This window comes from Streptomyces sp. SudanB25_2051, from assembly GCF_964272635.1.
Taxonomy (GTDB): domain Bacteria; phylum Actinomycetota; class Actinomycetes; order Streptomycetales; family Streptomycetaceae; genus Streptomyces.
The window spans coordinates 5,403,039-5,420,137 of the sequence record NZ_OZ186787.1; the positions used below are offsets into that span (position 1 = coordinate 5,403,039).

Annotated in this window: 14 protein-coding genes and 1 pseudogene; 11 read left to right on the forward strand and 4 right to left on the reverse strand. The window is 74.0% G+C overall.

Features of this window, described 5'->3' with window-relative positions; translation table 11 throughout:
- The first annotated feature begins 21 nt into the window (after nt 1-21).
- The 9 genes and pseudogenes from ACSUPT_RS23835 (at nt 22) to ACSUPT_RS23875 (ending at nt 11,480) form a co-directional block, all read left to right on the forward strand.
- Entirely contained in the window at nt 22-1,254 is a 1,233-nt protein-coding gene (locus ACSUPT_RS23835; RefSeq protein WP_351964918.1) for an arginine deiminase, read from the forward strand.
- Between the two features lie 402 nt (nt 1,255-1,656).
- Nucleotides 1,657-2,673, forward strand: a complete 1,017-nt coding sequence (gene argF, locus ACSUPT_RS23840; protein ID WP_361661516.1) for an ornithine carbamoyltransferase — start codon at nt 1,657-1,659, stop codon at nt 2,671-2,673.
- 277 nt (nt 2,674-2,950) lie between these two features.
- Nucleotides 2,951-5,356, forward strand: a complete 2,406-nt coding sequence (locus ACSUPT_RS23845) for a collagenase (RefSeq protein ID WP_436945473.1) — start codon at nt 2,951-2,953, stop codon at nt 5,354-5,356.
- Between the two features lie 62 nt (nt 5,357-5,418).
- Nucleotides 5,419-6,609, forward strand: coding sequence for an NAD(P)/FAD-dependent oxidoreductase (locus ACSUPT_RS23850; RefSeq protein WP_436945474.1), 1,191 nt, complete (start codon nt 5,419-5,421; stop codon nt 6,607-6,609).
- 175 nt (nt 6,610-6,784) lie between these two features.
- Nucleotides 6,785-7,045 (forward strand): annotated as a pseudogene (locus tag ACSUPT_RS23855) ((2Fe-2S)-binding protein); the annotation flags it as partial.
- Between the two features lie 167 nt (nt 7,046-7,212).
- Nucleotides 7,213-8,766 carry an NAD(P)/FAD-dependent oxidoreductase gene (locus ACSUPT_RS23860; protein WP_436945475.1) on the forward strand — a complete coding sequence of 518 codons (1,554 nt, stop codon included), beginning with the start codon at nt 7,213-7,215 and terminating at the stop codon, nt 8,764-8,766.
- On the forward strand, nt 8,763-9,713 hold the full coding sequence (locus ACSUPT_RS23865; protein WP_436945476.1) for a dihydrodipicolinate synthase family protein: 951 nt from the start codon (nt 8,763-8,765) through the stop codon (nt 9,711-9,713). The genes ACSUPT_RS23860 and ACSUPT_RS23865 overlap by 4 nt, the downstream gene beginning before the upstream one ends.
- A gap of 44 nt (nt 9,714-9,757) precedes the next feature.
- Nucleotides 9,758-10,759, forward strand: a complete 1,002-nt coding sequence (locus ACSUPT_RS23870; RefSeq protein ID WP_436945477.1) for a proline racemase family protein — start codon at nt 9,758-9,760, stop codon at nt 10,757-10,759.
- Between the two features lie 49 nt (nt 10,760-10,808).
- Nucleotides 10,809-11,480, forward strand: a complete 672-nt coding sequence (locus tag ACSUPT_RS23875) for a GntR family transcriptional regulator (protein ID WP_351964912.1) — start codon at nt 10,809-10,811, stop codon at nt 11,478-11,480.
- A gap of 55 nt (nt 11,481-11,535) precedes the next feature.
- Here the strand turns inward: ACSUPT_RS23875 and ACSUPT_RS23880 are convergent, their stop codons facing one another.
- From ACSUPT_RS23880 to ACSUPT_RS23890, 3 genes are all read right to left on the reverse strand, one after another.
- Nucleotides 11,536-12,150, reverse strand: a complete 615-nt coding sequence (locus ACSUPT_RS23880; protein ID WP_436945478.1) for an RICIN domain-containing protein — start codon at nt 12,148-12,150, stop codon at nt 11,536-11,538.
- A gap of 253 nt (nt 12,151-12,403) precedes the next feature.
- Nucleotides 12,404-13,393: a hypothetical protein gene (locus tag ACSUPT_RS23885; protein ID WP_436945479.1), complete on the reverse strand. Its 990-nt coding sequence runs from the start codon at nt 13,391-13,393 to the stop codon at nt 12,404-12,406.
- A 172-nt stretch (nt 13,394-13,565) separates the two neighbouring features.
- Nucleotides 13,566-14,006, reverse strand: coding sequence for a peptidase inhibitor family I36 protein (locus ACSUPT_RS23890; protein ID WP_436945480.1), 441 nt, complete (start codon nt 14,004-14,006; stop codon nt 13,566-13,568).
- Between the two features lie 182 nt (nt 14,007-14,188).
- Here ACSUPT_RS23890 and ACSUPT_RS23895 point away from each other — a divergent pair, with 182 nt between their 5' ends.
- Both ACSUPT_RS23895 and ACSUPT_RS23900 read left to right on the forward strand, forming a co-directional pair.
- Nucleotides 14,189-15,136: a LysR family transcriptional regulator gene (locus tag ACSUPT_RS23895; protein ID WP_436945481.1), complete on the forward strand. Its 948-nt coding sequence runs from the start codon at nt 14,189-14,191 to the stop codon at nt 15,134-15,136.
- A gap of 323 nt (nt 15,137-15,459) precedes the next feature.
- Entirely contained in the window at nt 15,460-16,173 is a 714-nt protein-coding gene (locus ACSUPT_RS23900) for a maleylpyruvate isomerase family mycothiol-dependent enzyme (protein ID WP_436945482.1), read from the forward strand.
- A 241-nt stretch (nt 16,174-16,414) separates the two neighbouring features.
- Here the strand turns inward: ACSUPT_RS23900 and ACSUPT_RS23905 are convergent, their stop codons facing one another.
- Complete coding sequence (locus tag ACSUPT_RS23905; RefSeq protein ID WP_361661622.1) at nt 16,415-16,999, reverse strand: hypothetical protein; 585 nt, start codon at nt 16,997-16,999, stop codon at nt 16,415-16,417.
- Between the last annotated feature and the right edge of the window lie 100 nt (nt 17,000-17,099).

The window sequence follows — 17,099 nt, forward strand, 5'->3', positions numbered from 1 at the left end:
CGGCTCGGCCAGGATGGGGGAATGGGATTCCACGTCGATTCCGAGACCGGGCGCCTGCGGCGCGTCATCCTGCACCGCCCGGACCTTGAGCTGAAGCGCCTCACCCCGAGCAACAAGGACGCCCTCCTCTTCGACGACGTGCTGTGGGTGCGCCGCGCGCGCCAAGAGCACGACGGCTTCGCCGACGTCCTGGCGGACCGCGGGGTGGAGGTGCACCTCTTCGGTGACCTCCTCCGCGAGACCCTCGAACTGCCCGCCGCCCGCAAGCTCGTCCTGGACCGGGTGTTCGACGAGAAGGAGTACGGCCCGCTCGCCACCGACCACCTGCGTTCCGCGTTCGACGCGCTGGACACGCCGCAGCTCGTCCAGGCCCTGGTCGGCGGTGTGACGAAACGCGAGTACCTGGCGGGCCATGGCGAGCCCACGTCCGTCCGCTTCCACGTCATGGACCTGGACGACTTTCTCCTCCCGCCGCTCCCCAACCACCTCTTCACGCGCGACACGTCCACCTGGATCTACGACGGCGTGTCGATCAACCCGATGCGCTGGCCGGCGCGTCAGCGCGAGACGGTCCACTTCGAGGCGATCTACAAGCACCACCCCCTCTTCACGGGCCCCGACGCGGGCTCCTTCCACCACTGGTCGGAGGGGCAGGACGACTATCCGTCCACCATCGAGGGCGGTGACGTGCTGGTCCTCGGCAACGGCGCCGTCCTCATCGGCATGAGCGAGCGCACCACCCCGCAGGCCGTCGAGATGCTGGCGCGCGGCCTGTTCGCGGCGGGGTCGGCGCACACGATCGTCGCGCTGGACATGCCGAAGAGCAGGGCGTTCATGCACCTGGACACGGTGATGACGATGGTCGCGCCGGACACCTTCACCAAATACGCGGGCCTCGGCATGCTCCGCTCGTACACGATCGAGCCGGGCGAGGCCGGCCAGGTCCTCAAGGTCACCGACCACCCGCCGGAGCACATGCACCGCGCGATAGCCGAGGCGATCGGGCTGCCGGAGATCCGCGTCCTGACGGCCACGCAGGACGTGCACGCGGCGGAGCGGGAGCAGTGGGACGACGGCTGCAACGTCCTCGCCGTCGAGCCGGGCGTGGTCATCGCGTACGAGCGGAACGTCACGACCAACACACATCTGCGCCGGGAGGGGATCGAGGTGATCGAGATCCCCGGCAGCGAACTCGGCAGGGGCCGCGGCGGCCCCCGCTGCATGAGCTGCCCCATCGAACGCGACCCCGCCTGACGGCCGTCAGCCCCTCCAGGACCCCCGGCCCCCCGGACCCCCGCGACCGTCACGACCCTCAGGCCACCCAGGACCCAGGACACCCCGAGTCCCCACGGGCACTCCGAGTCCCACGGGCACTCCAGCCCCCACGAGCACCGGAGTCCTCACGGTCATCCGGGTCCCCACGGGCATCCGGGTCCCCACAGGCATCCGGGTTCCCTTCACATTCCTCCGACCCCAGGGCCCCCACGGCCCGTCCCGCACAACGGCCGGCCCGCGACTTTCCGGGGCCGTCCCCGCCCACCCTGTATAAGAATGCTGAGCGTCGTATAGACTTCCAGCCTCATCGGGCGGCCCGCCGCCGTCCGCCCGTCCGTCCCGCGCCCCGCGCCGCCCGCGCCCCCGATCCCAGGAGTACCCATGGTCCCCGACCTCACCGGCCGCCACTTCCTCAAGGAGCTGGACTTCACCGCCGAGGAGTTCCGCGGCCTCGTGGACCTGGCGGCGCGCCTGAAGGCGGCCAAGAAGGCGGGCGCCGAGGTCCAGACGCTGCGCGGCAGGAACATCGCCCTCATCTTCGAGAAGACCTCCACCCGCACGCGCTGCGCCTTCGAGGTGGCCGCCGCCGACCAGGGCGCCTCCACCACGTACCTGGACCCCTCGGGTTCGCAGATCGGCCACAAGGAGTCCGTCAGGGACACCGCGCGGGTCCTCGGCCGGATGTTCGACGCCATCGAGTACCGCGGCGACAGTCAGGCCACCGTCGAGGAGCTGGCCCGGTACGCGGGGGTCCCCGTCTACAACGGCCTCACCGACGACTGGCACCCCACGCAGATGCTCGCCGACGTGCTCACGGTCACCGAGCACACCGACAAGCCCCTGGACCAGGTCGTCTTCGCGTACCTCGGCGACGCCCGCTACAACATGGGCAACTCCTACCTCGTCACCGGCGCCCTCCTCGGCATGGACCTGCGCATCGCCGCCCCGCGTGCGTACTGGCCGGCCGACGACGTGGTGGCCCGCGCCCGCGAGCTGGCGGAGCGGAGCGGCGCCCGGATCACGCTGACCGAGGACGTGTCCGAGGGCGTCGCGGGCGCCGACTTCGTCGCCACCGACGTGTGGGTGTCGATGGGGGAGCCCAAGGAGGTCTGGGACGAGCGGATCGCGGCCCTCCGCCCGTACGCGGTGACGATGGACGTGCTGCGCGCCACCGGCAACCCGGCGGTGCGCTTCCTGCACTGCCTGCCGGCGTTCCACGACCTGGGCACGGGCGTCGGCCGCGAGATCCACGAGCGGCACGGCCTGACCGAACTGGAGGTCACCGACGAGGTCTTCGAGTCGTCGCACTCCGTCGTCTTCGACGAGGCGGAGAACCGCCTCCACACCATCAAGGCCCTGATGGTCGCCACTCTCGCGGGCCGGACCCCCGCCCTCTGACGCCCCGTCCGGCACGCCGGGCCCCCGGCCGTCTTTCCATGAGACGGTGCAGAGGGGTTGTCAGTGCAATTTCACATTACTATGTTACAGCTCACATTGCAGTGGCATGAACGCCTCAAGCCTGTGGGCGGCATGCCGCTGCGGTCAGGACGCCCGCACCCGGTCACCGGTCATCAGTCACCACGCACCCGTGGCCCGTGCCGCCAGACACGGTCACGGTCACGGACACCGGGCGCGGACGCACCCCCCATCGCCTCCGACACCAGGAGCCGCAACGGTGTTCCAGACCTCACGTGAGCCATCCGGCCGGCGACGCGCGCCCTTCAGGACCGCGCTCCTCACGGCCCTCACCGCGACCGCCCTGCTCGCCACCCCCGCGACCGCCACCGGCCAGGGCGAACCGGCCCCGCCCGCCGCGGGACCGCACAAGGCGGCCTCCCCGGGTGCCGCGGCGCCCGGGGGCGGCAACCCGCACGACGACGTGCGGCGCCTCGCCAGGGCGCCCAGGCCCGCCACCCCCGCCGCCGACGCGCCAGGCGCCCACCGCGCGGAGCGCCGCACCCCCGGCCGGGCACCCGGCACCGCACCCGCCGCCCCGCGCCGTACCACCGGCACCGCACCGGCCCCCGGCGGCCGTACGCCCACCGCCCCCGCGTCCGTGCCCTGCACGCTCGACGCGGTCACCCGTCTCGACCCCGAACCGTTCGCCGACTTCCTCGCCGACCCGGCCACCACCGCCGACGGCTGCCTCGGCGGCCTGATCTGGACCTGGGACGCGCGCCTCGCACCCGTCATGTCCGACGCCCACGTCCAGGCGGCCTCCCGGCGGGCCGCCGGCCTCGCACCCGGCCACGACGGCAACGACTCCGCCAACCTCCTGGCGATGTTCACCTACCTCCACGCCGTCGTGTACCACGACTTCTCCCGAGGCGAGATCGACGTCACCGACCCCGCCACCACCGAGGCCATGCGGCGCGCCGTCCACGCCTTCGGCACCGCGCCCCGCACCTTCGACCCCACCCGCACCAACGCCGACACCCTCCGCGAGGCCCTCTACACCGGCAGCGCCCCCGGCCTGCGCCACTCCCAGCTCGACCTGATACGCAAGGTGCTGGCCACCATGGACCGGTACCACCCCGAGACCCACGCGGACCGCGCCTGGGGCGGCGCCGTCCTCGCCGCGCTGTCCGTCAACTACCTGGGCCTGCACCCCGGCAACGACGACACGGCGTTCCGGACCCTCGTCGCCCGCAACGACACCTACCGCGCCGCGTTCCGCCGGTTCGCCGGGCACACCCACCTCAAGGGCGGGCCCAACGAGTGGACGGTGCGCGACGCCCTGTCCGAGTACGCCCGCTTCGGGCAGGTCCCCGCGCTGCGCGAGCGGATCGTCCCCGACATCGGCGCCCTCCTCACCCCCGTGACGGCCGACTGGGGCCGGGGCAGCGCCCCCTGGGCGAAGCTCGCCGGCTGGCTGAACTTCTACGAGGCGTGCGCGCCGTACGGCGTGTGCGTGGCCGACATCGAGCGGCAGCTGTTCCCGCACACGTACACCTACGACAAGGGCACCCTCAAGGTCCGCACCGCGCTCGACCGCGCCACCGTCGACCAGCTCTACTACGCGAGCAAGCAGGTCAAGGCGCAGTACCACCGCGTCCTCGGCACCACCGAGCCGCTCGCCGGCGACCCCAACACGGCCCTGACCACCGTCCTGTACGCCTCGCGCGCCGACTACGAGAACTACCACCCGCTGCTCACCGGCATGGACACCGACAACGGCGGCATCTACATCGAGCGCGGCGCGACCTTCTACACCTACCAGCGGCGCGTCCCGCAGGACTCCCGGCTGACGCTGGAGGAGCTGTTCCGGCACGAGTACACCCACTACCTCAACGGCCGCTTCGCCGTGCCCGGTTCCTTCGGTGAAGGCCCCTGGTACCAGGACGACCGCACCACCGCCATGGACGAGGGCACCGCGGAGTTCTTCGACGGCGCCACCCGCGACGACGGCGTCGCCGTCCGCAAGTCCCTCGTCCAGAGCGTCATCCAGGACACCGCGGGCGGCGGACCCCGCATGACCGTCCACCAGATCCTGCACGCCACCTACGCGGGCGACGGCTTCCGCTTCTACTCCTACGCCGGCACGTTCTTCGAGTACCTGTGGACCGAACGGCCCGCGCTGCTGCGGGAGATGTACCGGCACCTGCGCGCCGACGACCCGGCCGCCTTCGACGCCTGGCGGGCCCGGCTGGGCGGCGACCCGGCGCTCCAGCGGGGCTACGACGCCTTCCTCGACCGGCAGATCGCCCGCGTGGACGAGCTGTTCGTACCCCACACCACGTACGTCCCCGACAGCGGGCTGCGCGAGACGACCGCCGACGCGGTGGGCGCCTCCCTCGCCGCCGCCACCGGCAGCGACCCGCGCTGCACCGCCAACGGCGATCCGGGCATGCCCCGCTTCATCTGCGCGGGCCGCGTCACCGCCCGCCTGACCGACGCGGGCAGCGCCGACCGGGTTTTCCACGACATGTCCGAGACCGTGGACTACTTCCTGCTCGACCGGGCGGCGCCCGCCTCGCCCAACCTCTCCGACATGAACTGCTCGTTCGGCGAGGTGGAGATCTGGGCCGACCGCACGGCGGGCACCGCGGACTACCTGTGCGAGGGGCCGCTGCGCCGCTGAACCCCGCCCGGAACAAGGTCTTGTGGGCCGTCAGTGCCATGTGAAATATTACTGACGTGCCCATGAAACGTAACCGAAGCCGTCCCAGCACGCCCCCCGGCGGCGCCGCCGTCGACGCCGTGATCGTCGGCGCCGGAGTGGTCGGAGCGGCCTGCGCCTACCACGCGGCCCGCGCCGGACTCTCCGTCGCCGTCGTCGACCGGGGCCCCGTCGCGGGCGGCACCACCGGAGCCGGCGAGGGCAACCTCCTCGTCTCCGACAAGGAACCCGGACCCGAACTCGACCTCGCACTGCTCTCCACCCGGCTCTGGCGCGAACTCGCCGCCACCCTCCCGGAGGAGGACGCGATCGAGTACGAGCCCAAGGGCGGTCTCGTCGTCGCGTCCGACGAGACCGCCCTCACCGCGCTCCGCGCCCTCGCCGCCCGCCAGCGCGCGGCGGGCGTCACCGCACACGAGGTCCCCGCCTCCGGACTGCCTTCCCTCGAACCGCGGTTGGCGCGCGGACTCGCCGGCGGCGTCCACTACCCGCAGGACGCGCAGGTCCAGCCGGCGCGCGCCGCGGCCGCCCTGCTGCGCGCCGCGCGCCGCGCCGGAGCCGACGTACGGCTCGGCGAGGAGGTGACCGCCGTCCTGACGGGCCCCGACGGAGCCGTACGAGGGGTGCGCACCGAGCGCGGCGATCTGCACGCCCCCGCGGTGGTCAACGCCGCCGGCACCTGGGGCGGCCAGGTCGCCGCCCTCGCCGGGGCGCGGCTGCCCGTCATGCCCCGGCGCGGCTTCGTCCTCGTCACCGAACCGCTCCCGCCCGGCTTCGTCCGCCACAAGGTGTACGCCGCGGACTACGTCGCCGACGTCGCCAGCGGCTCCGCCGACCTGCAGTCGTCTCCCGTCGTCGAGGGCACCCCGGCCGGGCCGGTGCTGATCGGCGCCACCCGCGAGCGGGTCGGCTTCGACCGGACCCTGTCGACCGAGGCGCTGCACCGGCTGGCGGCCCGCGCGATCACCCTGTTCCCGGCGCTGGAACGGGTGCGGGCGGTACGGACGTACTGCGGGTTCCGCCCGTACCTGCCCGACCACCTGCCCGCCATCGGCCCGGACCCGCGCGTACCGGGCCTGCACCACGCGTGCGGCCACGAGGGCGCGGGCATCGGCCTCGCCCCGGCGACGGCCGCCCTGGTCACCGCCGCGCTGACGGGCACCGAACCGCCCGTGCCCGACGCCCCGTTCAGCCCGGCCCGCTTCGCCACCTGACCGCCGCGCCGGACCGCCCGGGCGGGCACCCGGACCGGCCACTGCGCACCCGGCACCCGAACCGCCCGCACCCCGGCCACCCGCGACGGACGACGAGCCGTCGCCGGCACACCCCGCCCGCCGGTCGCCGCCACCGCGCCCGCACCCCAGGCCCCGTACCGCCCCGGAGCACACCATGACGCCCTACCGGTTCACCTTCGACGGCACACCGCTCACCGCCGTACCCGGGCAGACCCTGGCCGCCGCGCTGTGGGCCGCCGGGATCACCTCCTGGCGGACCACCCGCCACCGCCGGGCCCCGCGCGGCGCCTTCTGCTTCATCGGCACCTGCCACGACTGCCTCGCCACCGTCAACGGCCGCCCCAACCAGCGCGCCTGCCTCGTCCCCGTACGCCCCGGCGACACCGTCACCACCCAGCACGGCACCGGCCATGACTCCGACCGCGCGGGCCTCGACTCCGACGGCACGGGGCACGGCGCCGACCGCACCGCCCCCGGGCCCCTCCCACCCGGCACCGGCCGCGGGCCCCGTGCCGCGGACGCGGACCGCCGGCCCCCCGCACCCGGCGAAGCCCCGGGCGCCCGCACCGGGGAGCACCGGCCATGAGCGCGCTCACCGACCTCGCCGTCGTCGGCGCGGGCCCCGCCGGGCTCGCCGCCGCCGTCACCGCCGCCGACCTGGGCCTGAGCGTCACCCTGCTCGACGCGGGGGAGCGGCCGGGCGGCCAGTTCCACCGCCACGCCGCCGGCGAGGCCCACCCGGACACCCGCCACGGCCGGCGCCACTACGCGCCCCGCGCCCGCCGCCTGGACGCCCACCGCCGGATGGGCCGGGTCCGCTACCTGCCCTCCCACCACGTGTGGACCGTCGTCCCGCACCCCGGCGCCGGCGCGCCGGCCTGGACGCTGCACGCCGTCGCCGGGCCCGACGAGGCGCCGGCGACCGTCCACGCGCGTGCCGTCCTGCTGGCGACGGGCGCGTACGAACGCCATCTGCCGTTCCCCGGCTGGACGTTGCCGGGCGTCCTCGGCGCGGGCGGCGCGCAGGCCCTGCTGAAGTCCGGGCCGGTCCTGCCCGGCAGGCGCGTCGTCGTCGCGGGCAGCGGGCCGCTGCTGCTGGCCGTCGCGGGTTCGCTCGCCGCCGCCGGGGTGCGCGTACCGGCCGTCGTGGAGGCCGCCGACTACACCGGGTACGCCCGCGCGCTGCCCACGCTGCTGCGCAACCCGGCCAAGCTCGCCGAAGGCGCCCTCCACGGCGGCACGCTGCTGCGCCACACGACCCGGCTGCTCACCCGGCACGCCGTCACCGCCGCCCACGGCACGACCCGCGTCGAAGCGGTCACCGTCTCCCGGCTCGACCGCGACTGGCGCCCCGTACCGGGCACCGCCCGCCGCGTCCCGTGCGATGTGCTCGCCGTCGGCCACGGCCTCGTACCGCAGCTGGAACTCGCCACCGGCCTGGGCTGCGCCACCCGCCGCACCCCCGACGACACCCCGGCGCTCGTCGTGGACGCCGACCAGGCGACGACCGTGCCGGGCGTGTGGGCGGCGGGGGAGACCGCCGGTGTCGGCGGCGCCGACCTGGCGCTGACCGAGGGCGAGATCGCCGCCGACGCCATCGCCCGCGCCCTGCGCGGCACGCCCCGCGACCCGCGCCGCACCGCCGCGCTCACCCGCCGCCGCGCCCGGCTCCGCGCGTTCGCCGACGCCATGGCCGCCGCGCACCGGCCGGGCCCCGGCTGGACCGGCTGGCTGGACGACGCGACGGAGGTGTGCCGCTGCGAGGAGGTCACCGCGGGCCGCGTCCGCGAGGCGGTCGCGGAGTACGGCGCCGGCGACGCCCGCACGGTGAAGCTGCTGACCCGCGCCGGGATGGGCTGGTGCCAGGGCCGCATGTGCGGACAGGCCGTCGCCCGCCTCGCGGGCGAGCCCCCGGCGCCCGACCGCCGCCCCCTGTCCTGCCCGGTACCCCTGGCCCACCTGGCGGCCCTGCCGCCCGGACCGGCACCGAAAGCCAGCCCGGACCCCGAGGACCCGGCACCACCCTCCGGCCCCACACCGCCCACGGCACCCACAGCACCCGTAGACCCGACCGCACCCACCGCACCTGTCACTCCCACCCGCCCCGAACCCACCGACGGAGGAACCCCGCGATGACCGACCCGACCCCGCACACCGCCACCCCCGCCACCACGCCCGACCTCACCGCCGAACCGCCCGCCCGTCCCTGGCGCGGCATCATGGTCGCCACCGCCCTCCCCCTGCGGGACGACCTCTCCGTGGACTACGACGCGTACGCCGAGCACGTCGCCCGCCTGGTCGCCGAAGGATGCGACGGGGTGGTCCCCAACGGCTCGCTGGGCGAGTACCAGACCCTCACCGACGAGGAGCGCGCCCGCGTCGTGCGCGTCGCGGTCGAGGCCGCGGGCGACGGCGCCCGTGTGATGCCCGGCGTCTCCGCGTACGGCAGCGCCGAGGCGCGGCGCTGGGCCGAGCAGGCCGCCGACGAGGGCTGCGGCTCCGTGCTGCTGCTCCCGCCGAACGCGTACCGCGCGGACGAGGACGCCGTACGGGCCCACTACGCGGAGGTGGCGCGCGCCGGGCTGCCGGTCGTCGCGTACAACAACCCGTACGACACGAAGACCGACCTCACCCCGGACCTGCTGGCGCGGATGCACGCGGACGGGCACATCGTGGCGGTCAAGGAGTTCAGCGGCGACGTCCGCCGCGCCTACGAGCTCGCGGAACTCGCCCCGGACCTGGACCTCCTGGTGGGCGCCGACGACGTCCTGCTCGAACTGGCGCTGGCCGGCGCGGTCGGCTGGATCGCCGGCTACCCGAACGCGCTGCCCGGCGCCTGCGCCGCCCTGTACCGGGCCGCGCTCGACCACGACCTGGACCTGGCGCTGCCGCTGTACCGGGCCCTGCACCCGCTGCTGCGCTGGGACTCGCGCACCGAGTTCGTGCAGGCCATCAAGTTGTCGATGGACCTGGCCGGACGGCCCGGCGGGCCCACCCGCCCGCCGCGCACCCCGCTCGTAGCGGAGCAGGCCGCGGCGGTCCGCGCGGCGACGGAGAAGGCCCTGGCAGAGGGCCTGGACTGACCCCCACCCCCAACCCTTTCCCCCCCGACCGCCGGAGGCCAGCGTTGCGCACCCGCCACGTCTACCACGCCGTCGATTCGCACACCGAGGGCATGCCCACCCGCGTCATCACGGGCGGTGTGGGCGTCCTGCCCGGCGCCACCATGGCGGAGCGCCGCCGCCATCTGATCGAGGAGATGGACCACGTCCGCACCCTCCTGATGTACGAGCCGCGCGGCCACTCCGCGATGAGCGGCGCCATCCTGCAGCCGCCCACCCGCCCGGACGCGGACTACGGGGTGCTGTTCATCGAGGTCTCCGGCGCGCTGCCGATGTGCGGGCACGGCACCATCGGCGTGGCGACCGTCCTGGTGGAGACCGGCATGGTCCCCGTCACCGAGCCGGTCACCACGGTCCGCCTCGACACCCCCGCCGGCCTGGTCTCCGTCGACGTACGGGTGGAGGACGGAGCGGCGCGGTCCGTCACCCTCACCAACGTGCCCGCGTTCAGCGTCGCCCTGGACCGGGAGGTGAAAGTGCCCGGTCTGGGAACGGTCCGGTACGACCTCGCGTTCGGCGGGAACTTCTACGCGTTCGTCCACCTCGACGAGCTGGGCCTGCCCTTCGACCGGGACCGCAAGGACGAACTGCTGGCGGCGGGCCTGGCCGTCATGGACGCGGTGAACGCCGCCGACCGGCCGGTCCACCCGGAGAACCCGCAGATCGGCGGCCTCAAGCACGTCTACCTGGCCGCGCCCGGCTCGGACGCCGCGCGGTCCCGGCACGCGATGGCGATCCACCCGGGCTGGTTCGACCGCTCCCCGTGCGGCACGGGCACGTCGGCGCGGATGGCGCAGCTCCACGCGCGGGGGGAGCTGCCGCTGGGCCGGGACTTCGTCAACGAGTCGTTCATCGGGACGCGGTTCACCGGGAGGCTCCTCGCGCAGACGACGGTCGGCGGCCTGCCCGCGGTCGTCCCGGCGGTCACGGGCCGGGCGTGGATCACGGGCACGGCCCAGTACTTCCTGGACCCGGACGATCCGTTCCCGGCGGGTTTCCTACTCTGAGGAGCCCGCGATGTGAACCGACGCACCACAGCAGCCCCGGAGGTAGGCCATGGGTGGCCATCTGAAGCAGCCCAACCTGATCACCGCGCAGGAGCGCCTGCGCGACCAGGTCGCCCACGCCCTGCGCGCCGCGCTGATCTCCGGGGAACTGCAGCCGGGCCGGGTCTACTCGGCCCCGGCCCTCGCCGCGGACTTCGGCATCTCCGCCACGCCGGTGCGGGAGGCGATGCTCGACCTGGCGCGCGAGGGCCTCGTGGAACCCGTACGGAACAAGGGCTTCCGGGTCACCGAGGTCAGCGAGCAGGACCTCGACCAGTACTCGGAGCTGCGCGCCCTGATCGAGGTCCCCACGGTCGGGGCGGTCACCCGCTCCGCGACGCGCGAGCAACTGGAGGCGCTGCGCCCGGTCGCGGAGGAGATCGTGGTCTCCGCCCGCGACCACGACCTGATCGGCTACCTGGACGCCGACCGCCGCTTCCACCTGTCGCTGCTGGCCCTGCACGGCAACGACAGGCTGGTGGAGACGGTCGGCGACCTGCGCAAACGGTCCCGCCTGTACGGCCTGACGACCCTGGACGAGCGCGGCCTGCTCGTCGCGTCGGCCCGCGAACACCTGGAGCTGCTCGACCTGATGCTGGCGGGCGACGCGGCGGCGGCCGAAGCCTGCATGACCCGCCACCTGGGCCACGTACGCTCCCTGTGGGCGTCGGACGACCACTGACGGACGGCCGCCGTCTCGGGGCGGAACGCGCACGCGGTGACGGGAGCCGATGGTGTCAGCCGGCCGGCGGCCTCTCGAAGCGCCACAGCTGGTTGAGGCCTGGCTCACGGCCGGCACCCAGGGTCGCCTGGACCACCGGAGCCGCGTGGGCCCGACTGGCGTGCGCGACGTCCAGCACCATCCCGGTGTGGTCCGCGACGATCGCGGCGCTGTTGTCGATGTGCGGCACCCGGCCGATGGAGCTGTTCACCAGCGGGGCCCGGCCCTGCGCGGGCGCGAACCACCACACCTGGTTGCTGCCGCCCGAGCAGTTGGCCTGCACCACGGGCGCGGCGTGCCTGCGGCTGGCGTGCGCGACGTCCAGGCACATGTTGGAGTGCCGGGCCTGGATCTTGAACCTCAGACCGTCACCCTGCGGTATGAGGCGCCACTGCTGGTTGTGGCCGCCCGAGCAGCGGGCCTGCACGACCGGCGCGGCGTGCTGCTGACTGGCGTGGGCGACGTCCAGGCACATGCTGGAGTGCCGGGCCTTGACGAGGAAGTACCCGCGGTCGACGGGAACGGTCGGCGCCGCCGCCGACGCGGTGCCACCCAGGCTCGACAGGACGCCGGCGGCGGTGAGACCGAAGCAGGCCGCGGCCCTCGATACTCTTCGCGCTGTGTGGGACATGGCGCTTCTTCCTTCAGACGGCTGGCGCCCGCCGCACCGGCCCGCCCCGGCCGGGGACGAGGGCCGACGAGCGTTCAAGCATCAACGGTTGACGGGATGACGGCCTGTCCGCGGAGCCCCGGGCGGGCCGGAAGACCGGCCGCCTGACGGGAATCCGGTGCGCCCCCGTGCCGACCGAGGACATGACCGCCCGCACCTGCCAGGCTAGGCCGCACCACGACCCCCCGCGACCGGGCGCGGAGCACCGTCGGGCTCAAGTCGTCGGCAGCCGTGAAGTCCACGCCGGGGCCGGGTCGAACCGGCGACGCCCCTCGTCGTCCAGCACGCGGCGCGCCGCGGCCAGCCAGTGGTCCTTGCGGGCCTTCGACGCGTTCAGGCGGGCGGCGTTCTGCTGAATCAGGCGGTGCTGGACGCGGGTCTCGGCGGCCGCCCACGCCTCCATCACCTTGCTGGACCGCTGGCACGACGCGTCGGCGCGGGCCGTGGCGTGCTCGGCCGGTGTGGGGCCGGGGGTGATCCAGCGCTCGTTCGCGGCGGCGGCCAGCGGGTCCGGGTAGTCGAAGCCGGCCTTTGCCATGCACGCCCGCCACGCGCGCAGGGCGGGACGCAGTTCGGGGGCGCGCCGGGAGGTCTCCAGGGCTGTGGCCGTCAGTTCGTTGAAGGCGCGGTGGTCGGGCGCGGCGACCCCGCCCGCGAGTTGCTGCCGGGCGGTCCGCAGGCAGCCGCCCGTACCGGAAGGGCCGTACGCGGCGCGCCGCACGTCGGTCGGGAGCGTCTCGCGCTCGTCCCAGGCGCGGTCGCGCCGTACCACCGACGGCGGGTCGGGGCGCGGGTGGTAGCCGTGGCGGAGGGCGTCCACGGGGTCGGCACCATACCGGCCGAGGTTCTGCGGCTCGATGTCACGGGCGTCCACGCGGGGCAGGGGTTTCCACTCCAGGCCCAGGCCCTTCATGCACCGGCCCATGAGGATCTCCTGGGCGTCCTCCACGAGGAGGGTCTCGGCCCCGGTCAGGACGTAGGCGTCCAGCGGCAGCCGAAGCCGCTCGGCCCATCCGGCCCGCTGGTCGCCCTGGTCGGCCCGCTGGTCGGTCGGCCCGGCCCGCTGGTCGGTCTGCCCGGCGGAGGGCGGGGGCGCGGTGGTGCGGGGGGCGGACGGTGTCTCGCGCGCCTCGGCCGCGCAGGCGGCGGTGGCCAGGAGCAGCAGGGCGAGCGCGGTGGTGGTCCGGGCGGGGGAGGGCGGCATGGTGGCCTCTCGTGATGCGATGCGCGGAGTCCGTCGTGGACGCGCGAAGGCGGGGCTCAGGGTGCGTCTGCTGGGGCGAGCAGCACGGGGACGGGGGAGGGCCGGGGGTGCGGGGTGCGGCCCCGGACGCCGCACCCCGCCCGTCAGCGGTAGCCCGCGAAAGGCCCGGCTGTCAGCTGAACTTGATGGAGCTCGTGCTGTCGTGCATGCCCGAGTGATCACCGAAGTGGGGCTCGGACTCGCCCGGCAGCAGGGTGAAGCGGGCACCCTTGTAGTTGGCGTGCTGGTAGAAGGTGACCGCTCGGTTGCCCTTGTTCTTGGCGGAGCTGATCGTGTCGTTCCAGCCGACGTCCTTCAGGTTCTTGACGTTCTTGGTGAACGTCGTGTTCCTGTTCTTGTACTTGGCGTCCTGGAAGACCTGGACCTTCGTCACCCGCGCCTTGGCCGCGGCGGCGTCCGCCTTGGCCGCGGCGGCGTCCGCCTTGGCCTCGGCGACGGCCGGCAGCGCGGAGCCCTGCGAAGGCGCGGCTCCGGCGGTCGCCGATCCGACGCCCACCAGACTCGCGACACCCAGTGCCAGCGCGCCGAGCGACACGGCCAGATTCTTCTTCATTGCTGTTTCCCCTCGTTTTTTGACGGTCCCCGGTTTACCCGGGACAGCTGCGCTGTGAAATCCATCCTGGCCGGGCGGGATTGGCTTGTGAAGGGTTTATTGATGCAGCCCAATTGCCCATTGATACCCTGGGCGCATGAGTCCGGGACGGTCGACCAACCGCCCCGGTAAGGGGGAAGAACATGACCGCAGACCCGAGTACGCATCAGTTGCGCCTGCTGCTCGTGCTGGCCGAGGAGCTGCACTTCGGCCGGGCGGCGCAGCGGGCGTTCATCAGCCAGCCGGCGTTCAGCCGCCAGATCCGCGGCCTGGAGGAGCAGTTGGGCGTGGCCCTCGTGGAGAGGTCCACGCGCCGGGTGGAGCTGACACCGGCGGGGAAGGCGCTGCTGCCCCGTATGCGCGCCGTCGTGGACGCCGTCGACGACCTGCGGGGCGCGGCGGAGGGAGCGGCGCACGCGCACGCGAGCCGTGTGGTGCTGGGCTCGTACATCTCGGCCCTGCCCGCCCTGCGGATCCTCCTGGACCAGCTGCGGAAAGGCTTACCGGGGCCGGATGTCGAGTGGCGGGCCGTGGACAACGTCGAGCAGGTGAGCGTCCTGATGGACGGCCAGATCGACGGCGTCATCTGCTACGAGCCCCTGCCCGAGGGGGTCCGCACCCTGCGCCTCGGGACGGAACAGCGGTTCGTGTGCATGCCGGAGACCCACCCGCTGGCCGAGCGCGACACGCTCACCCTCGCGGACCTGGCCGACCTGCCGGTCATCGGCTACTCGCCCCATGTCCGCCCGGAATTCCGGGACTTCTGGGCCGTCGACCCGCGCCCGGACGGAACGCGAGTGCGGTACACCGACCACGAGGCGACCACCCTGGAGTCCTATGTCGCCCTGGCCAGCCTGGGGCACGGCATCCGCTTCATCCCGGAGGGCTGCCTGCACCTGATGCCCCGCCCCGGCGTCCGCTTCCTCACGGTCACCGATCTTCCGCCCTGCACCGCGGTACTGGCCTGGCCGGCCGCCCGCCCGGTCACCCCCGCGTTCGCCTCGCTCCTGCGCCTCCTGCGCGCCCACGCCCGCACCACGGACCCGGAAACGCTCCGCGCGACGGGCAGACGCTGGTGGAACGCGGCCTGAAAAGCGCCCGGCCGCCGAATAGGCGTTCCATTCCCCGAATCCCCTTTCCGTGCCATCGGGTCGCACGCGGAGGCGCTGAGGAAAGGCGAACGCTCGCGCGTTCGTACGCCCGGCGAAATCCGACGCCGATATCCGAACCCAGCGCCGCGGGAGTGACGTTCATTCGGAACAGCCGCCGGACGCCACGCCGGACAGCCCCTCGGGTGACGGAGGGGCTCGGGGGTTCCGACGGCCGAGGTCGGGTCGTCCCCCCGAGCACCCATCGGATACCGTGATGCGGAAACCAACTTCCACAACCGGCCGAGCCGGAGGAGGAGGCGGAAGTGCGCGATCCGGAGGCTCTGACGCGGATGGCGGCGGCGACGAACCGCTTCGTCGCCACGGTCCGGTCGCTGACCGGCCAGGAGACGCGGCAGCCGTCGCTGGTCCCGCCGTGGACGCGCGGGCATGTCGTCACCCATGTCGCCCGCGCCACCGACAGCCTGTGCCGCCTGCTCCGCTCGGCCCGTACGGGGGTGGAGACGCCGCAGTACACGAGCATGGAGGCGCGGGCGGCGGAGATCGAGGCAGGCGCGGACCGCCCGGTGGAGGCGCTGGTGGCGGACGTCCTCGACACGGCGGCCCGCTTCGACCGCGAGATACGGGCCCTGCCGCCCACGGCCTGGCAGGCAAAGGTGCGTATGCGCACGGGCGAACTGCGCACCCCGGCCGACCTGATCCTCACCCGCATCCGGGAACTGGAGGTCCACCACGCGGACTTGGCGGCCGGCTACACCTTCGAGGACATCCCGCCGGACACGGCGCGCTGGATCATCGACGACATCGTGGCCGCTCTGCGTCGCCGCACCGACGTACCACCCATGACCATCAAGGCCACGGACACGGACCTCACCCACACCCTGACCCCGGCCCCGAACGCGGGCCCCACGGTCAGCGGCCCTCAAGCCGCCCTGCTGGCCTGGCTGACGGGCCGCGCCGAGGACGCCCCCCTCCAGGCCACCCCCGGCGACCTCCCCCCACCCCCCTTCTGGATCTGACCCCCCGCGCGCCCACCCTCCCCGGCCAGGTCCGACCGGCGACGGACAGGAACCCCCGCGGACTCCTGCCGGACCCTCCCCATGCCCCCGGCGCGGACGCCCGGCCGGCGCACCGCACACGGGAAACGCCTTCCGCCTGGGACGGACACACCGTTCGGTACGTGTCAGCGTCCCCGCGCGGAAGGCACTCCCGCGTGCCGGCCCGGTACGTGGATTCGGCCTCAGCCGGGAAGCGGCCGGGTCAGCAGGGCTTCACGTACCCGACCCCGCGCCACTGGCCGTGCGTGGTGCCCCAGGGGGCCGGCTTCGTGGAGCCCAGCCACTTCTTCGTGGGGCTGTACCAGTTGCCCACGCGGCCCGGCTTCTGGTTGTTGTACCAGGAGCCTCCGCTCTTCCAGCTGCTCGGCTTCTTGTGGAAGACGCACGAGAACCACTCACGCTCCGCGCCGGTGTAGCCCCTGCCCGAGTAGCCGCACAGGGCCTTGTAGGTGCAGGTGTGGGCCTTGGCCGCCTTCTTGCCGGTCTTGTCGAGCTCGCGTGCGTACTTCTCACCGGGCAGAGGCAGCAGCAGCCGGCCGTCCGCGTACCGGATCTCGTTGGCGGCGGTCTGCTTGCCGCCGTCCTGGGCCAGGGCCGCGTCGACGGCCTTCTGCAGCGCCGTGGCCTCCGCCGCCGTCAGCCCCGCCGCCACCGCCTGGGCCCGGAAGGCCGACCGGCCCGAGTCGGCGGACGCGGTGCCGTCCGCGAAGGCCGCCGGAGTGGCGAGAGCGGCAGTGACCAGAAAAGCGGAACCGATGGCCACCGGCAGGCGGTTTCCTCGTTTCATGACGCAAAGTCCCTTCACATCGTGGAGCGATCGAGCAGGCACCCGCCGTGCCTCCGGAGGAAGGGCACGGACACGTCCGACGTGTCACGCCGGTGCCTGC